The following is a 15,031-nucleotide window of genomic DNA, read 5'->3' as shown; positions in this document are numbered from 1 at the left end:
TTTTCGTTTCTGTGATCCGGAGGAAACATGCTAACGCGACTCATCCTTATTCTGTTCAGCACCCTGCTGGCCATCGTGCCTGTCGCCCGGGCAGTGACCGTACAGGACAGCAACGGTCCCTTTACGCTGGATAAAACGCCGCAGCGCGTCGTGGTGCTGGAGCTGTCCTTTGTGGATGCGCTGGCCGCCGTCGGCGTCAGTCCGGTGGGCGTGGCGGATGACAATGATCCGACGCGCATTTTGCCGGAGGTGCGGGCGCGCATCCAGCCGTGGAAGTCGGTGGGTACCCGTGCCCAGCCCAGCCTGGAAGTGATTGCGGCGCTGAAGCCGGACCTGATTATTGCCGACGCAGCCCGCCACGGCGGTATTCTCGGGCAGCTGAAAAGCATCGCGCCGACGCTGATGCTGAAGTCACGCAATGAGACCTGGGCCGAAAATCTGCAATCTGCGGCAATTATTGGCAAGGTTGTCGGGAAAGACGGTGAAATGCAGCAGCGCCTGACTCAGCATCACCAGCGCATGCAGGCCTTTGCCGCCGAACTGCCCAAAAACCAGACGGTGGTGTTCGGCACCTCGCGAGAACAGCAGTTCAACCTCTACAGCAGCCAGTCCTGGACCGGCAGCGTGCTGGCAGCGCTGGGGATGAAGGTGCCGCAGCCGGTGGGGCAGGCGGCGATGGCCAGCATTAACCTGGAACAGCTGCTGGCCACCGACCCGGACTGGCTGATTGTCGCCCACTACCGCCAGCAGAGCATCGTGCGCGACTGGCAGCAGGATGCGCTATGGCCGATGCTGAAAGCCGCGCAGCGTCATCAGGTGGTGGCCGTTGACAGTAACGTCTGGGCGCGAATGCGCGGGCTGTTTGCGGCGGAACATATCGCCAGCGACCTGGTCGCCCTTCTCCATCACCGTCCGGTTCCCGTTGCGCAATGATGCGCCAGACCCCGCTGCTGGCGTGGGGCCTGCCGCTGCTGGCACTGCTCCTGACGTTCTGGCTGTCGCTGTTCTGCTGGTCACCTGTGCCCGTCAGCCCGTGGCAGGCGCTGAGCGCCCTGTTTCCCGGACGCCCCCCTTCGCTGCCGCAGGCGCTGGTGCTTAATCTCCGTCTGCCGCGCAGCCTGGTCGCGATGCTGCTCGGGGCCAGCCTGGCGCTGGCGGGCAGCCTGTTGCAGACCCTGACGCGTAACCCGCTGGCGTCCCCTTCCCTGCTGGGTATTAATGCTGGCGCCTCACTGGCCATGGTTCTGGCCAGCGCGTACAACCCTTCCTGGGTCGCCGGGTACAGTATCGCGCTGCTGGCGGCCTGCGGCGGTGGAGTGAGCTGGGGGCTGGTGATGCTGCTGGGCAGAGGCTGGCAGCAGGCGGGTGACCGCAGCCGCCTGATCCTGGCCGGGGTGACGGTGTCAGCCCTGTGCGCCGCCCTGACGAAAGCCACGCTTCTGCTGGCCGAAGATCACGCGTACGGCATCCTGCACTGGCTGGCGGGCGGCGTATCCCACGTGCGCTGGCGTGAATTCTGGCAGCTGTTTCCGTTTACGGTCCTGCTCTCCCCGTTGGCCTGGCTGCTGGCTGCACGCCTTAATCTGCTGCGCGTCAGCGACGACAGCGCCCGCACGCTGGGTGTTAATCTCAGCCGCCTGCGTCTGCTGGTCAATATCGTGGTGGTGCTGCTGGTCGGCAGCTGCGTCAGCGTTGCCGGGCCGGTGGCGTTCCTCGGGCTGCTGGTGCCGCATATGGCGCGGGCGTGGGTCGGCCACGATCTGCGCGTGATGCTGCCGGCGGCGATGCTGCTGGGCGCCCTGCTGATGCTGGCCGCTGATCTGCTGGCACGCGGCCTGACGTATCCCGCCGAACTGCCCGCCGGCGCGGTACTGGCGCTGATTGGGGCGCCCTTCTTCGTCTGGCTGGTGCGGAGGCGCACATGAGATCGCCACGTCTGATGCTCACCGTGCTGCTGGTGCTGGTACTGCTGGCCCTGGTGCTGTCCCTGCGCTACGGCAGCGAAACCTTAAGCTTCAGCGCCCTGCGCCAGGCGCTGGATCCTGCCGACAGTCGCCACTTCGCCCTGATGGAGTATCGCCTGCCCCGCACCCTGCTGGCGCTGCTGGTCGGTGCTGCACTGGCGGTTTCCGGGGTGCTGGTGCAGGGCGTGATCCGCAATCCGCTGGCCTCGCCGGAAATTCTGGGCGTGAACCACGCCGCCGGGCTGTGCTCCGTGAGCGCACTAATGCTGTTCCCGGCCCTGCCGGTGCTGTGGCTGCCGCTGCTGGCGTTTGCGGGGGGTCTGCTGGCCTTTGTACTGCTGCGAAGGCTGGCCGGCCACAGCGCCCCGTTAAGGCTGGCGCTGCTGGGTGTGGCGCTGACCGCGCTCTATGCCAGCGTCACCGACTATCTGATGCTGTCACGTCCGCTGGAGATAAACCAGGCGCTGCTGTGGCTCACCGGCAGCTTGTGGGGACGTGGCTGGCCGTTTGTCTGGGTGGCCCTGCCGTGGCTGTTGCTACTGCTCCCTCTCAGTCTGCTGCTGTGCCGCGATCTCGATCTGCTGGCGCTGGGTGAGGAGCAGGCCCACACTCTCGGGGTTGCCCTGCCGGCCACTCCACACCGTGCCCTGCTGCTGGCCGTCGCATTAGCGGCGGTCAGCGTTGCGCTGTGTGGCCCCTTAAGCTTTATCGGTCTGGTGGCCCCGCATCTTACCCGGCGGTTGATCGGCGGACGACACCACTGGCTGCTACCGGCCTCAATGCTGGTCGGCGCACTGCTGCTTCTGCTGGCCGACCTACTGGCACGCACGCTGCACCCGCCCCTTGAACTGCCCGCCGGCGTGCTGACCGCCATTATTGGTGCCCCCTACTTTTTCTGGCTGTTAATGAGGACCCGCTGATGACGCAGATTGCCGCTGAACGGCTTCACGCTGGCTATGGCAGCACGCCTGTCCTGCAGGATATTTCGCTGACGCTGCCGGCGGCTAAGATTACCGCTCTGCTCGGCCCGAACGGATGCGGAAAATCCACCCTGTTACGCTGCTTTTCGCGGCTGTTGCGACCAGGCTCAGGAGAAGTCCGTCTGAATGGTCAGCCACTGAACAGCTTCAGCGCCCGCCAGCTCGGGCAGACGCTGGCCCTGTTACCCCAGCAGCACATTGCGCCGGAAGGGGTGACCGTGCAGGAACTGGTCGGCTACGGCCGCAGCCCGTGGCAGAATCTGTTTGGCCGCCCCTCGTCGGCAGACCGCAGGCTGATCGCCACGGCGATGGACGACGCGCAGATAGCCGATCTGGCCGGGAAAAATGTCACCGAGCTGTCAGGGGGCCAGCGTCAGCGGGTCTTTATCGCCATGATGCTGGCACAGGACACGCCCCTGCTGTTGCTGGATGAGCCGACCACCTGGCTCGATATACACCACCAGGTGGAGCTGATGGCCCTGTTGCGCCGCCAGCAGCAGCAGGGGAAAACCGTGGTTGCCGTATTGCACGATCTGAATCAGGCCAGCCGCTACTGCGACCAACTGGTGCTGATGTCTGGCGGACAGATTGTGGCCAGCGGGACGCCGGAACAGGTGATGACACCGGCGCTGCTAAGGAAGGTGTTCAGTATTGATGCACAGATTTACCCCGAACCGGCCTCAGGGCGCCCGATGTGCGTGGTGCGCTGACGGCGTTCCGGTCAGGCGCGGGGACCGGTTTTTTCTCTCGCCCGGCCCGAAACGATCATAACGTCCTGATCAGCCGGGCCGGGTTGCCGGCATAGATCCCTTTTATGGTCACCGGCCTGATCACCACGCTCCCGGCACCGATCACCGCCCCGCTGCACACCGTTTCCGTCAGGATGGTGGCCCCACTGCCCACGGTCACACCGTCGCCCAGCGTGATAGTGATCCAGTTCTGCGCATCGGCATCGGGCTTCCCGCTGTGGAAGAGATCGTTGGCAAAGGTGACGTTATGCCCGATAAAGCAGTGCTCCCCCAGCGTGACGTTTTCACAGAGAAACGTGTGTGACTGAATGCGGCTGCCGCGACCGATGACGCATCCTTTCTGAATTTCAACAAACGGACCGATAAATACATCGTCGTGCAGCTCACACTGATACAGGTTGGCTGGCGTCATCACCCGTACATTCTGACCCGATATCACATCACGAATTTCGCTGTTAATAATTTTCATTATCACCCTCTATTTATACAGCGCCAGACTTCCCGTCAGTGCTGTAATTTTCTTTTTCGGACCGAGCAGGCCAATCGCCACCAGCGCAATCTGCGGGCTGGGGACGGCAGAAATCCGTTCGCCATATTCCTCATAGGTCCGGCACGACTGTGCCAGGGCGCTGAACGGCATGGCGACCATCTCATCGTCCTGCCCGGCTATCGCCAGCAGCTGCTGCACGTAGCTGCCCTCCGCCCGTAAAACCGGCAGGGGAGCATAAATCACCCCGGGATAACTGACCGCATCAAGGCTGTGCAGATCCGGTCCGACAAGGTTTTCAACCGTACGGCCAAAGCTGATACCGATCACACTGGCGGCGTTCATAGCCAGTCCGGGGCTGAGCTGGCTGTTGATAATAATCGTACATCGGTGCTGACTGGCGTCAAATTTCATCAAAAAGTCCTCAAGTAAGTCAGAGAATAACGTCCTTATTATCGCCCGGCCTGGCAGGAAAATTTTGTCTGAATCCGTTGTTAAACTGCAAAAAAAGGGCAGAATAAACCCCAATAACACACTAAATGGAAAGAATCTGACATGACGACCTTAAGCGCTGTTGATATGAAAATTCTCGCGCTGTTGCAGGACGATGCGCGTATGACTAACCAGACGCTGGCCGATGAGATCGGTATGTCGGCCTCGCCCTGCTGGCGCAGGGTGCGCAAACTGGAAGAAGACGAAGTCATTCAGGGCTACCGCGCGGTGCTCAACCGCAAAAAAATCGGACTGGGGGTGATGGTCTTTGTACGCGTGTCGATCGACAGCCACAGTGAGGCTGAAGCCCGCAAGTTTGAGCAGGAAGTGACTGCGCTGGAAAAGGTGGTGGCCTGTTACAGCATCGGCGGCGATGCCGACTTTTTGCTTCAGGTCGTTGCCCGCGATCTTGATGCCTACGCGGACTTTGCCATGGCCGTTGTCCGCCGTCTGCCGGGGATCAAAGAGATGCAGAGTATGTTTGTACTGAAAGAGATCAAGTCGCTGACCAGCTACCCGGTGAAAGCGTAAACAGAGCGGCAGGCGGTGAGGCCCACCTCGTTCACCCGCGCCCCCGTCAGGCAGGATGCCCCGAGAATTCAGATAAACAGAGATGTATAACCTCTTTAACTTTGCCAATAATAGACAATGCGGTAATGTTTGCGCTTTACAGGTCCAGTAGTTTCCTGAGGTTGCGACGCGTACATCCTGGAAGGTCAATGAAAATCGAATACAGCACGGTTGCTGAATTACGTCGTGAATTCAGGCGTAATGTGGTCGTACCGGTGGTAGCGGTAGTGCTTTTTTCCCTTTTTGGCTGCGGCCTTACCGCATGGTGGGTGACAGCACAAAGCAATGCAAAAGCAGAAGAAAAACAGCAGCAGGTGATTCAAAACATTCTTGCCCAGCACCTGGATGATTATGCGCTACAGCATAAAGGGCTATTGAAAAGGCCGGATCTAATCGATCAGATTCAAAAACCCACTGAGTTTGGCAGTTGGCTTTTTAATCTTGCCGGTGACAACGAAATCTATCTGCTGGATAACCAGCACCGTCCACTGGTCAGCTGGCAGCAAGGCAAACCCGTTTCCCCCTCCGGCTTTGCGGCCATCGCGCTGTCGCTGGACCATGTTCTGCCACCGCCAGCAAAGACAGAGATGACGCGTGACTTCATCCGCCTGCGCGGCCGGGTGGCGGAAGTGGCGATCGGCCCCCTGCCCGATAATACCGGTAAAACGCTGGTGTTTATCCGCTACCTGCATCACAGCTTTATCGATTTCCTTGAGCATCGCGGCGTCGTCAGCCATTTCCGTTTTACCCCTAATGACCCCGATCGGGACAACAGCGCAGGGTTCCTTCTCACATCGGCAGCCGGCATCCCGGTCAGCAGCGTGTCGTGGGTTCCCATGCGCCCCGGCAGCCAGATGCTGATAGTGACCGGCCCGCTGATTGCGGTGGCCATCCTGAGTATTTCACTGATGTGTATTATTATGACCCGCCGCCTGTGGCACGCCTCACTGAGGCTTTCCAGCTCAATGCGCCGCCTGGCCGCCAGTGAAGCTCACGCCCGCCATCTGGCGCGCCATGATGTGTTAACCGGGTTACCTAACCGCGCCTGGATTGAAGAGCAGCTCCGGGAACGGCTGTCCTCGCTGCCGGGCAAAAACCACTCGCTGGCGCTGCTGCTGCTCGATCTCGACCGCTTCAAAATGATCAACGATACCTACGGCCACCCTACGGGAGACGATCTGATCGTCGAGGTCGGCCGGCGGCTCTCCTCGCTGCTGCCCGACAACCATGCCGTCGGGCGTCTTGGCGGGGATGAGTTTGTGGTGATGATCAGTGAGGTTGAAAATGAACAGCAGGTGGCGGAGGTATGTCAGCAGATTATTGCCCGCCTGGCCGAACCGATGACGCTGCGCGGCCACACGCTGTGGGTGGGTGTCAGCATCGGCGTGGCGCTATCGCCCCGCCACAGCAGGGATCGGCTGGAGCTGATGCGTAAAGCGGATATTTCCCTGTATGCGGCCAAAGCGGAAGGGCGCGGCCGCTACTGCCTGTTTGTTCCGGCCATGGATGAAGCCCTGCAAAAGCGTCAGCGACTGGCGCAGGAGCTACGCCTGGCACTGGAGAACAGCGGCGGTCTGATGCAGTGGTATCAACCGATTATGGATGTCAGCGGCACCAGGCTGATTGCCGTCGAAGCGCTACTGCGCTGGCATCATCCCCAGCTCGGGGCGATCTCTCCGGCGGAATTTGTGCCAGTTGCCGAAGAGACCGGGCTGATTATTCCTCTGGGAGAGTGGGTGCTGGAGCAGGCCTGTCTGCTGGCCATCACCTGCCCCCGACTGATCGTGGCGGTGAATGTGTCTCCCCTGCAGTTCCTCGCCCCGGGCTTTGTTGACTATATGATGGCGATCATCGCGCGGCATGCCATTAACCCGCAGCAGATCGAGCTGGAGATCACCGAAGGTGTGCTGATGGAAAATGCGCAGCTGGCGCTGAAAACGATTAAAACGCTGCGTGCTGCCGGATTCTGCATTGCGTTGGATGATTTTGGCACCGGCTACTCCAGCCTGAGCTATCTGGTGCAGTTCCCGGTCGACACCATTAAAATTGACCGTGCATTCACACAGTCACTGGGCGTCAGGGAAAATTCGGCCACCATCGTGGAGTCAGTGATCAATCTGGGTCACAGCCTGGGCATTACCGTGACCGCCGAAGGGGTAGAAACCGAGGAGCAACGGCTGATGCTGGCCTCAGCGGGCTGCGACAGGTTACAGGGATTCCTGCTCAGTAAACCGCAGCCGGCTGACCAGCTCCATGCCCTGCTGAAAAAGATGTCGCCTGAATGCGCAAACGCATGAAAACGGTTTTCGGTCGCTACAGGATGATTTCTCCGTATAATGCGCCCCTGTTGATAGCCCGCCCGGGTGAATTTGAGTTCTGGTCATGAAAAAGCTGTTCCCGCTGTTGATGCTGGCTGTTGCCGCCCTGGCCCTGTGGTGGTTTATGTTCCGCAGCCCGGCGCCCGATCCTCACTATGATGCCGCAGCCTGCGCGGCGGTCGTCGCCCTCGGTGCGCCCACCAGCGATCGGGATTTCGTCAATAAAATCCGTACCGTCATCATTAATGAAAACAGCGCTTACTCGATCAAGCAGATCAGCTATGACGACCGGTCTGGCCGGGCGTCGATTGAGAAATATCAGGCACTGAGTGCCGATCAACAGGCCGCGGCGGCCAGAGGCATCGACAGCTGTATTCAGGTGATGGCTGCCGCCGGGCGTTGAGGACGATCAGGTGAAGCGGAACACCGCGATCGCCTGCTGTACCGCTTCTGCCTGGCGCTGCTGCTGCTGCGCCACTTCCAGCGTTTCGGCGACGTGCTGCTGGTTATGCTGCACGCTGAGATCGATGCTCTCCACACTCTCCTTCATCTGCGTAATACGACTGAGCTGCTGGTCATTCATCCCGGCCAGCTCGCGCACCAGATTGTTGAGGCCATTAATGGTATGAATAATTTCCTGCATGGTTTCACCCGCCGCAGCCACCTGTACGGTTCCGCTCTGGGTACGTTCCACAGAGGTTGAGATAAGGTGTCGGATATCCTTCGCCGCATTTTCGCACCGTCCGGCCAGGATACGCACTTCTGCCGCCACCACGGCAAAGCCCTTGCCGTGCTGACCGGCATTCGCGGCCTCGACTGAGGCGTTCAGCGACAGAATATTGGTCTGGAATGCAATGCTGTCAATCAGTTCAAGGATGACATTAATGCGCTGCGACTCCTGCTCTATCTGCGCCATCGAACTGACCGCAGAGGCAATATTGTCCCCGCCGCGCAGGGCTACCTGGTTTGCCCCCTGCGCCAGCTGCTGTGCCGTATGGGTCTTTTCGCTGGTGAGTGCTGCCGCCTCGCTCATCTGCTCCATCGCTCCAGCGGCTACGGCCAGTGCGCGGGCCTGCTCGTCGGTACGCTGAGAGAGCGCAGCGTTACGCTGCAGAATGCTGACAGACTCCTCGCGCAGCGTACTGACCCCTTCACTCACCTGGTTCAGGGTGCTGCGCATGGTCCCCAGCGTGCTGCTGAAGGTGCGGGCAAACGCGGTTTTACTGCGGTTATCTTCCTGCGCCAGGGTCAGACGACCTGGCTCACGATTGATCCATGCGGCCAGTTTTGCTACCTCACAGGCCGCACGGGCATCCGCCGCCATGCGGTGGGCGATGAAGATCAGGATCGCTGTCTGCGCCACAACAAACAGGGCGTGGAACACCACCATATGAAAGCCGGGATGCGTAAAGCAGACAATGCCGTAAAGGTCATGTTCCTGCAGGTAATTAAACAGGGTGTGGTGAACGGCGGCAGTAGCGGCCCCCATCAGCAGCGGACGATAGTCGCGATAGGCCAGTAAGGCGGAAAGAAGAACAAAGATAGAGAAGTGGTATTCCACTTCCCCTTTGCCCAGCTGAATAAACAGGGCAGAAAAGGCCAGCAGGGTAAAGGCAAACCACAGCCGGGTGAACAGACGGCCAGGCCCGGCAAAACGAATCAGCGTGGCAATGATGGCCAGCGCGCCACCGGCGATCAGTGCCAGCAGGAATGTCCCCATCAGCCAACCGATCACGCAGGCGATGCCCCACATCCCCCACGATAAAAAAAGCATCAGCAAGTCAGCCTGACGCCAGATTTTCTCCAGAGAATGAATCTCACTGTTCCCGGCAGTGGCCGGAGGTAACGATGCACCGATCATACTGTTCTCCCTGTCAATATAGAGTACGCATCCTTAAAAAAGTATTAACGGCAGAAACCATTACAAACTTTACTTCTTTTTAACGTGTGCAGATCGGCAGGAGCCGCAGGAGAGGGTCGGACGGGGAAGTGAACGATAAAAAAAGCCGCTCTGTGAGCGGCTTTTTCGATAAAACAGGTACTTTGAAAAGATTTACTGAAGTGACGACCTTCATCAGTATCAGACTTCTTTATTTATCGCTCTTTCATCCGCCGCTGTTTTGGTCGCTGAAAAAGAGGCGTGCTGTGTAATTTTCCCTGGTGAGGCTAAAGATTGCCTTGCCAAATTGGAAGGACGACAGGATATTAGTCGTGTCTGCATAGCAGTGCCGTCCGTGAGGCATACCATAAGCGTTTTTCCACGCTGGTGTAAGGGGGGAAAACACTCTTGTCACAGACGCATTAAAATGATAATTACGCATTGGTAATGTACAAGTAATCTTATTAATTATTATTCGCATAATGAGAGCATGAGGCCAATGAAAATTACCGTTACCGATCGTCCATCTGCCGCCGATGAGGCGTTCGTCATCGACAGCCTGTGGCAGCACAATGCCAAAACCACCCCCGTAGATATCCACCCGCTTTTCCTGACCCAGCGTGATGAAAATCAGCAGATTACGGCAGGCCTGGTGGCAAGAACCTGGTGGGGCGGGCTGGAAGTCCAGTATCTGTGGGTCAGCGATGCCTGCAGGGGTCAGGGTGTGGGCCGTGAGCTGATGCTGGCGGCAGAAGAAGAAGCCAGACAGCGTGGCTGTCATATGGCTTACGTCGACACCTTTGATTTTCAGGCAAAAGGGTTTTACGAGAAATTAGGCTATTCGCCTTACGGCGAGCTTGGCGATTATGCGCATCTGCATACCCGCCACTACCTGGCGAAAAAGATTTAACCGAGGCAGTCCTCAGGGGGAAAAATGGAATTGCCGGACGATAAAGCACGGGCAAACTTCAGTGCGCTGATTGCCATGATGGAACACTTATCCGAACCCTGGGGTATTAAAGATCCCGCGTCGCGCCATCTTTATATGAATAAAGCGGCGTATCTGTATACCAATACGCCGCAGAAATTCAATATCGAAGGCCAGCTGGACAGCGATTTTCCCGCCTCATGGGCCGAGTGTGAAGAAGCGCTGGTGGAACACGATCGCCGGACGCTGGCCTCTAACGGCCGCGTGGCGGTGATTGAAACCCATTACTGGTTCGGCCAGAAAAGCTTAACGCCCTACGTCAGCGAGAAGATACCGCTGCACGATGCAGACGGGGAGTTTATTGGCATTGCGTGGAACGCCAAACTGCTGGATACCATGTCACCCCTGAAGTACATCACGCAGCAAAAACCCGGGGTACTGACCACCGAAGTCAGCAATGACCTGTTTACCCGTTCCGAACTGGATACGCTGTTTCTGATGCTGCAGCGCTTATCGACTAAGGAGATTGCGCGGATTTATAACCTCAGCCACCGCACGGTAGAAAACCGCATCTATAACATCTATCAGAAGGCCGGGGTGCATACCCTGAGCCAGTTTGAAGAGTATTGCCGCCATGCCGGGTTGGATAATTTTATACCGGATCGTCTGATCGAAAAGGGCATCCAGTTTATTTGATTTTTTGCGAAGGAAACTCATCTTGATTCGTATTGAAGACTACCCACTCAGTCGCGTGCCTGAAAATAAACGCGTCTCTTTTTTAAGCGTTGCCGTTGTCCATATGGGCATGCTAACCGCTCTCGACCAGTTTATGCTGGGGGCGGTGCTGGGCGACTCCATGAGTCTCGCTTCGGCGTTTCTGGCGATCCTGGCCGGGAGCGTGATTTTTGGTCTTGTCACCTTCGGTCTGGGCTACGCCGGGATGAAGGAAGGGATCTCAGGCAGCCTGCTGGCCCGCTGGTGTGGCTTCGGGCGTATTGGTTCCGTCCTGATTGGGCTGGTGGTGGCCGTCAGCCTGCTGGGCTGGTTTGGCATTCAGAATGCCATCTTTGCCAAGTCGCTGAATTTCGCCCTCGGTGGTGTGCTGGGCTTCCCGCTGGCCGCCACGCTTTCCGGTCTGCTGCTGACCGTGCTGGTGACCTTCGGTTTTAAAGCGCTGCGCGTCACGGCGCGTATCGCGGTGCCGCTGTTTATCTGCCTGGTCGGTTTTATTTCTTTCCAGACGTTGTCCGGGCATACCCTGCAACAGATTATTGACCTGCCACCGATGGGCAGCCCGCTGACCATCAGCGCGGCAATCACCATGGTGGTGGGCGGCGCGATTGTCGCCAGTCTGATGACGCCGGATCTGACGCGCTATTCCCGATCTTCTAAGCATGTCGCTGGCGTGACGCTGCTGACCATCATTGCCGGTGAGTTTATCGTTAACGGCCTGGCGATCATGATTGCCCGTACGCTGCAAACCGCCGATGTGGTGACCATCATGTCACAGGTGGCGGGCGGCGTCGGACTACTGGTGGTGATCCTCTCCACGCTGCGCGTGAACGATCTTAACCTCTACTCCTCTTCCCTGGGGGTGATTAACGCCGTGGAAGGCATCAGTGGCAGGAAGCTGCAATATCGTCACACCACGCTGGCGATTGGTGTGTTAGGTACGCTGCTTTCGGTACTTGGCATCCTTGACCGCTTCGTCGATTTCCTCACCATACTGGGCGTGGTATTCCCGCCAATCCTCGGCATTATGCTGGTCGATTACCTGCTGCTGCGTTCCCATCGTGCCGTGCTGGACAGAAGCCGGGCTGAAGGAAAATTACCGGGTGAGAGCGAAACACCGGTGATTGGCTGGACGGCGATTATCGCCACGCTGATTGGCAGTGTGATTGGCCTGGTGACCGAGTGGGGGGTGCCAACGATTAACTCGCTGCTGGTCTCCTGCGTCATTTATTATGTGCTGTGTCTGGCCCTGCGCAACCGGGCAGTGACCCCAGCGGTGTAAACCGGTGAACCGGGCAGCAGCAGCATGCTCTGCCCGGTTAGGGGTTTAATTCAGGCGTTTCGGCAGGAGATCAACCGGCTGACTGCGCTTTTTCATCGCATGGTTCAGCAACACGTAGCTGCAGCTGGCGATAAGCCCCGCCAGACCAAACAGCAGAACAATCATCGACCGTTTTGGCGCATCGCGCTGGATAGGCTCATAGGGTGCGCGCATGTATTTGAACGGCTCAACGTGCAGCTCATTAATTTTCACCGCGTTCAGTTTTTCAATATACAGACGACGGTTCTGTAAATCGGCACTCAGCCGGGCAGGATCGGAGATCGCCTGCTCAATCTGAAGCTTGCGCGCCAGGCCATCCGCACCCAGCGTCACCGAAAAGTCCGGGTCATCCTGAATTGTACGGCCATTGCTCCACGACGGCTGCTTCAGCCCGGCGGAGTTAGCAATCTGCAGCGCGTACTGCAAACGCTCCAGTTTGATTCGGTGGACGTTTTCGGCACGGCTGACATCCAGATTATATTGTCCGATCGCTTTGCCTTTTAGCATATCAATCTGGTAGTTAATGCGCTGATGTAACTCACTCTGCACCACATCTGCGACATAATTAATGTACCCCTCCAGCAGATCGCGGGCGGCAACGGGGTTTTCGGCAGTGTATTTAATTTCGTAGTAGCGATACTCTTTTTTCGCGGCATCTTTATCTTGTATTGAGCTGTGCGAATCGATATTCCCCTGCAAAATGGCATTCACCAGATGGTTACGGGTATCCGGCGTATCCGCCTTGTCTTTTGCCAGCTCTTTAAAATAAGTCGTATTGACCAGATATTTCTCGCGCAGGCTGCGCGAATCAAAGTTACGCATAAAGTCTGACAGCAGCGAATCGGGGGTGATATCCGTTTTAATATCCAGTACGTTCAGTTCGGTCAGGATTTTTTCCATGCTGCGCAGCTGTGGTGCCTCTGCGGGCACCAGCACAGCGGAACTGGTCCAGCGCTGCGGTATCATATAACTGATGCCCGCCCCGGCCAGCACGGCCAGTCCGGTAAGCGCCATCACCAAAAACTTACGGTTAAGCAGAATACTAAGTAACCCCAGCAGATCGAGTTCATCGTCCTGATGCACATAGGGCTTCAGTGCCTGATTACCAGGACGTGCAGATGAAATATCATCCATTTTGATGTCACTCATGATTCCGTTCCTTTAAGGCGACCGGGTACTGGAAAACCGACAGCATACACGCATCGTATTTCCATACAACGTTCAGAGAATTAAGATAGATTTTATCGCGCGTATTATCATAATTTCTTCACGTCAAATCAATAAAAAAGCGGCGATGAAATACAAATATGGGCAATGTTATTTAAGGCGATAATAACCTTGTGATATTAACGTTAAGTAAGAATCTCTTTAGGTCAGGGACATTTTTCAGGTTTGCAAACAGCTTGTAAAACCCAATCGTGTCCCTGAATGGGGGGTCAGGTTCGGCCCAGATAGGGTCCGGCCACCACGGAATCACGCACGATCAGCTGGCCGTTAAACGGCGGCAAGGGTTCTGCGGACTGGCCATCCAGCATCATCACCAGCTTTTCCAGGGTATGCATAATCATCTCTCCGACCGGCACATGCACGGTGGTCAGCGGCGGGACAAAAAATGATGCCATGGGGATATCATCGAAACTGAGCAGGGAAACATCCTGCGGAATACGCTTACCGGCGGCAGAGAGCGCCTTCGCGGCACCTATCGCCATATCATCGTTGCTGGCCACCAGCGCGGTAAATGCTGCGCCCTGCTCCAGCAGCGCGAGCCCCGCCTCATAGCCACTTTGTAATGACCAACTTCCCTGCGCCACGCGCTGCTCGTCGAAGGCGATATGGTGCGCCCGCAGGGCCTGCGTATACCCGTTCAGGCGGCTGATGCCGGTAGGGGAACCGGGGGATCCGGTGATAAAGGCGATATCACGATGCCCCCGGGACACCAGATAGTTGACGGCATCCAGCGTGTTCTGCTCATGGGCGGCAATAACACAGTGCTGCGGGTGCTTTTCCAGCTGGCGATTTACCACAATGATCGGTTTATGGGTTTTTTCAATAATCTCATCCAGCTCAGTGGTATTGAGAAAACGGGGATAAATAATGATCGCATCACAGCGCAGATCGAGTAAAAACTCAATGGCCTGGCGCTCCTGGCGGGCATCATGTTTGCCGTCTGCCAGCAGCAGCTGTCGGCCATGCTGTTCCGTCACCGTGGCGGCCTGGAATAACAGCTCACTAAAATAGGGGCCGTTATACAGCGTATTAGTGACCACCAGACCAATATTTTGTGATTTGCTGGTCGCCAGATTACGCGCCAGTAAATTTGGCCGATAGCCGGTCTCTTCTATCGCTTTAAATACTCTGTCCTGGGTGCTTTTGCTGACGTAACTGTTTCCCGCCAGCACCCGGGATACGGTCGCTTTTGACACGCCCGCCTTCTTTGCAACGTCCAGCATGGTAATCATTGTGGCATCCTGAAAGCGAAACTCTTGTGGTCATAATAGCCTGTTTTATCGTACTCCCATACCTTTGCGATCCTGCTCACAGAACAAATTATTGAATATGAAACCGGTTGCAGAAACAGGTTCCTTTCGGCTATTTATTAAGGAAACCCAGA

The 15,031-nt window shown here is 57.4% G+C and carries 15 protein-coding genes; 10 read left to right on the top strand and 5 right to left on the bottom strand.

Translation table 11 applies throughout. From position 1 onward, the window contains the following. The first annotated feature begins 27 nt into the window (after positions 1 to 27). Genes IFU29_RS10015 through fecE form a run of 4 tightly spaced genes read left to right on the top strand, consistent with a single transcriptional unit; the run spans position 28 to position 3,654 of the window. Positions 28 to 933: a Fe(3+) dicitrate ABC transporter substrate-binding protein FecB gene (locus IFU29_RS10015; RefSeq protein ID WP_191933809.1), complete on the top strand. Its 906-nt coding sequence runs from the start codon at positions 28 to 30 to the stop codon at positions 931 to 933. Then, complete coding sequence (gene fecC / locus IFU29_RS10010; protein ID WP_191934044.1) at positions 933 to 1,925, top strand: iron-dicitrate ABC transporter permease FecC; 993 nt, start codon at positions 933 to 935, stop codon at positions 1,923 to 1,925. The genes IFU29_RS10015 and fecC overlap by 1 nt, the downstream gene beginning before the upstream one ends. Beyond that, positions 1,922 to 2,884, top strand: a complete 963-nt coding sequence (gene fecD / locus IFU29_RS10005; protein ID WP_191933808.1) for a Fe(3+) dicitrate ABC transporter permease subunit FecD — start codon at positions 1,922 to 1,924, stop codon at positions 2,882 to 2,884. The genes fecC and fecD overlap by 4 nt, the downstream gene beginning before the upstream one ends. After that, positions 2,884 to 3,654: a Fe(3+) dicitrate ABC transporter ATP-binding protein FecE gene (gene fecE, locus IFU29_RS10000; protein ID WP_191933807.1), complete on the top strand. Its 771-nt coding sequence runs from the start codon at positions 2,884 to 2,886 to the stop codon at positions 3,652 to 3,654. Before fecD ends, fecE begins: the two co-directional genes overlap by 1 nt. Before the next feature lie 55 nt (positions 3,655 to 3,709). On the opposite strand, the gene IFU29_RS09995 is transcribed toward fecE, so the two are convergent. Together IFU29_RS09995 and IFU29_RS09990 are read right to left on the bottom strand one after the other, a co-directional pair. Then, positions 3,710 to 4,162 (bottom strand): acyltransferase, encoded by a 453-nt coding sequence (locus IFU29_RS09995; protein WP_191933806.1) that lies wholly within the window; start codon positions 4,160 to 4,162, stop codon positions 3,710 to 3,712. Between the two features lie 9 nt (positions 4,163 to 4,171). Next, positions 4,172 to 4,594, bottom strand: coding sequence for a DUF2000 domain-containing protein (locus IFU29_RS09990; RefSeq protein ID WP_191933805.1), 423 nt, complete (start codon positions 4,592 to 4,594; stop codon positions 4,172 to 4,174). 141 nt (positions 4,595 to 4,735) lie between these two features. On the opposite strand from IFU29_RS09990, the gene IFU29_RS09985 reads away from it, so the two are divergent. From IFU29_RS09985 to IFU29_RS09975, 3 genes are all read left to right on the top strand, one after another. Beyond that, positions 4,736 to 5,203, top strand: coding sequence for an Lrp/AsnC family transcriptional regulator (locus IFU29_RS09985; protein ID WP_191933804.1), 468 nt, complete (start codon positions 4,736 to 4,738; stop codon positions 5,201 to 5,203). A 188-nt stretch (positions 5,204 to 5,391) separates the two neighbouring features. Next, complete coding sequence (locus tag IFU29_RS09980; RefSeq protein ID WP_191933803.1) at positions 5,392 to 7,539, top strand: putative bifunctional diguanylate cyclase/phosphodiesterase; 2,148 nt, start codon at positions 5,392 to 5,394, stop codon at positions 7,537 to 7,539. Positions 7,540 to 7,624: 85 nt separating this feature from the next. Next, positions 7,625 to 7,963: a hypothetical protein gene (locus IFU29_RS09975; RefSeq protein WP_191933802.1), complete on the top strand. Its 339-nt coding sequence runs from the start codon at positions 7,625 to 7,627 to the stop codon at positions 7,961 to 7,963. 6 nt (positions 7,964 to 7,969) lie between these two features. Here the strand turns inward: IFU29_RS09975 and IFU29_RS09970 are convergent, their stop codons facing one another. After that, positions 7,970 to 9,421 carry a methyl-accepting chemotaxis protein gene (locus tag IFU29_RS09970; RefSeq protein ID WP_191933801.1) on the bottom strand — a complete coding sequence of 484 codons (1,452 nt, stop codon included), beginning with the start codon at positions 9,419 to 9,421 and terminating at the stop codon, positions 7,970 to 7,972. A 517-nt stretch (positions 9,422 to 9,938) separates the two neighbouring features. Here IFU29_RS09970 and IFU29_RS09965 point away from each other — a divergent pair. The 3 genes from IFU29_RS09965 to IFU29_RS09955 are packed head-to-tail and all read left to right on the top strand — an operon-like array spanning position 9,939 to position 12,381. Continuing rightward, positions 9,939 to 10,349 carry a GNAT family N-acetyltransferase gene (locus tag IFU29_RS09965; protein ID WP_191933800.1) on the top strand — a complete coding sequence of 137 codons (411 nt, stop codon included), beginning with the start codon at positions 9,939 to 9,941 and terminating at the stop codon, positions 10,347 to 10,349. Positions 10,350 to 10,373: 24 nt separating this feature from the next. Further along, positions 10,374 to 11,063 carry a helix-turn-helix transcriptional regulator gene (locus IFU29_RS09960; protein ID WP_191933799.1) on the top strand — a complete coding sequence of 230 codons (690 nt, stop codon included), beginning with the start codon at positions 10,374 to 10,376 and terminating at the stop codon, positions 11,061 to 11,063. Positions 11,064 to 11,085: 22 nt separating this feature from the next. Then, the gene (locus IFU29_RS09955; RefSeq protein ID WP_191933798.1) at positions 11,086 to 12,381 is read left to right on the top strand and encodes a cytosine permease; all 1,296 of its coding nucleotides are present in this window, start codon (positions 11,086 to 11,088) and stop codon (positions 12,379 to 12,381) included. Between the two features lie 45 nt (positions 12,382 to 12,426). On the opposite strand, the gene wzz(fepE) is transcribed toward IFU29_RS09955, so the two are convergent. Both wzz(fepE) and IFU29_RS09945 read right to left on the bottom strand, forming a co-directional pair. Continuing rightward, positions 12,427 to 13,569 carry an LPS O-antigen length regulator Wzz(fepE) gene (gene wzz(fepE) / locus IFU29_RS09950; protein WP_191933797.1) on the bottom strand — a complete coding sequence of 381 codons (1,143 nt, stop codon included), beginning with the start codon at positions 13,567 to 13,569 and terminating at the stop codon, positions 12,427 to 12,429. 287 nt (positions 13,570 to 13,856) lie between these two features. Then, on the bottom strand, positions 13,857 to 14,879 hold the full coding sequence (locus IFU29_RS09945; RefSeq protein ID WP_191933796.1) for a LacI family DNA-binding transcriptional regulator: 1,023 nt from the start codon (positions 14,877 to 14,879) through the stop codon (positions 13,857 to 13,859). Positions 14,880 to 15,031 lie beyond the last annotated feature (152 nt).

It is taken from the genome of Erwinia persicina (genome assembly GCF_014838825.1).
Taxonomy (GTDB): Bacteria; Pseudomonadota; Gammaproteobacteria; order Enterobacterales; family Enterobacteriaceae; genus Erwinia; species Erwinia persicina_A.
Note: the sequence above shows the minus strand (reverse complement) of the source record. Positions and strands in the feature narration are given on the sequence as shown.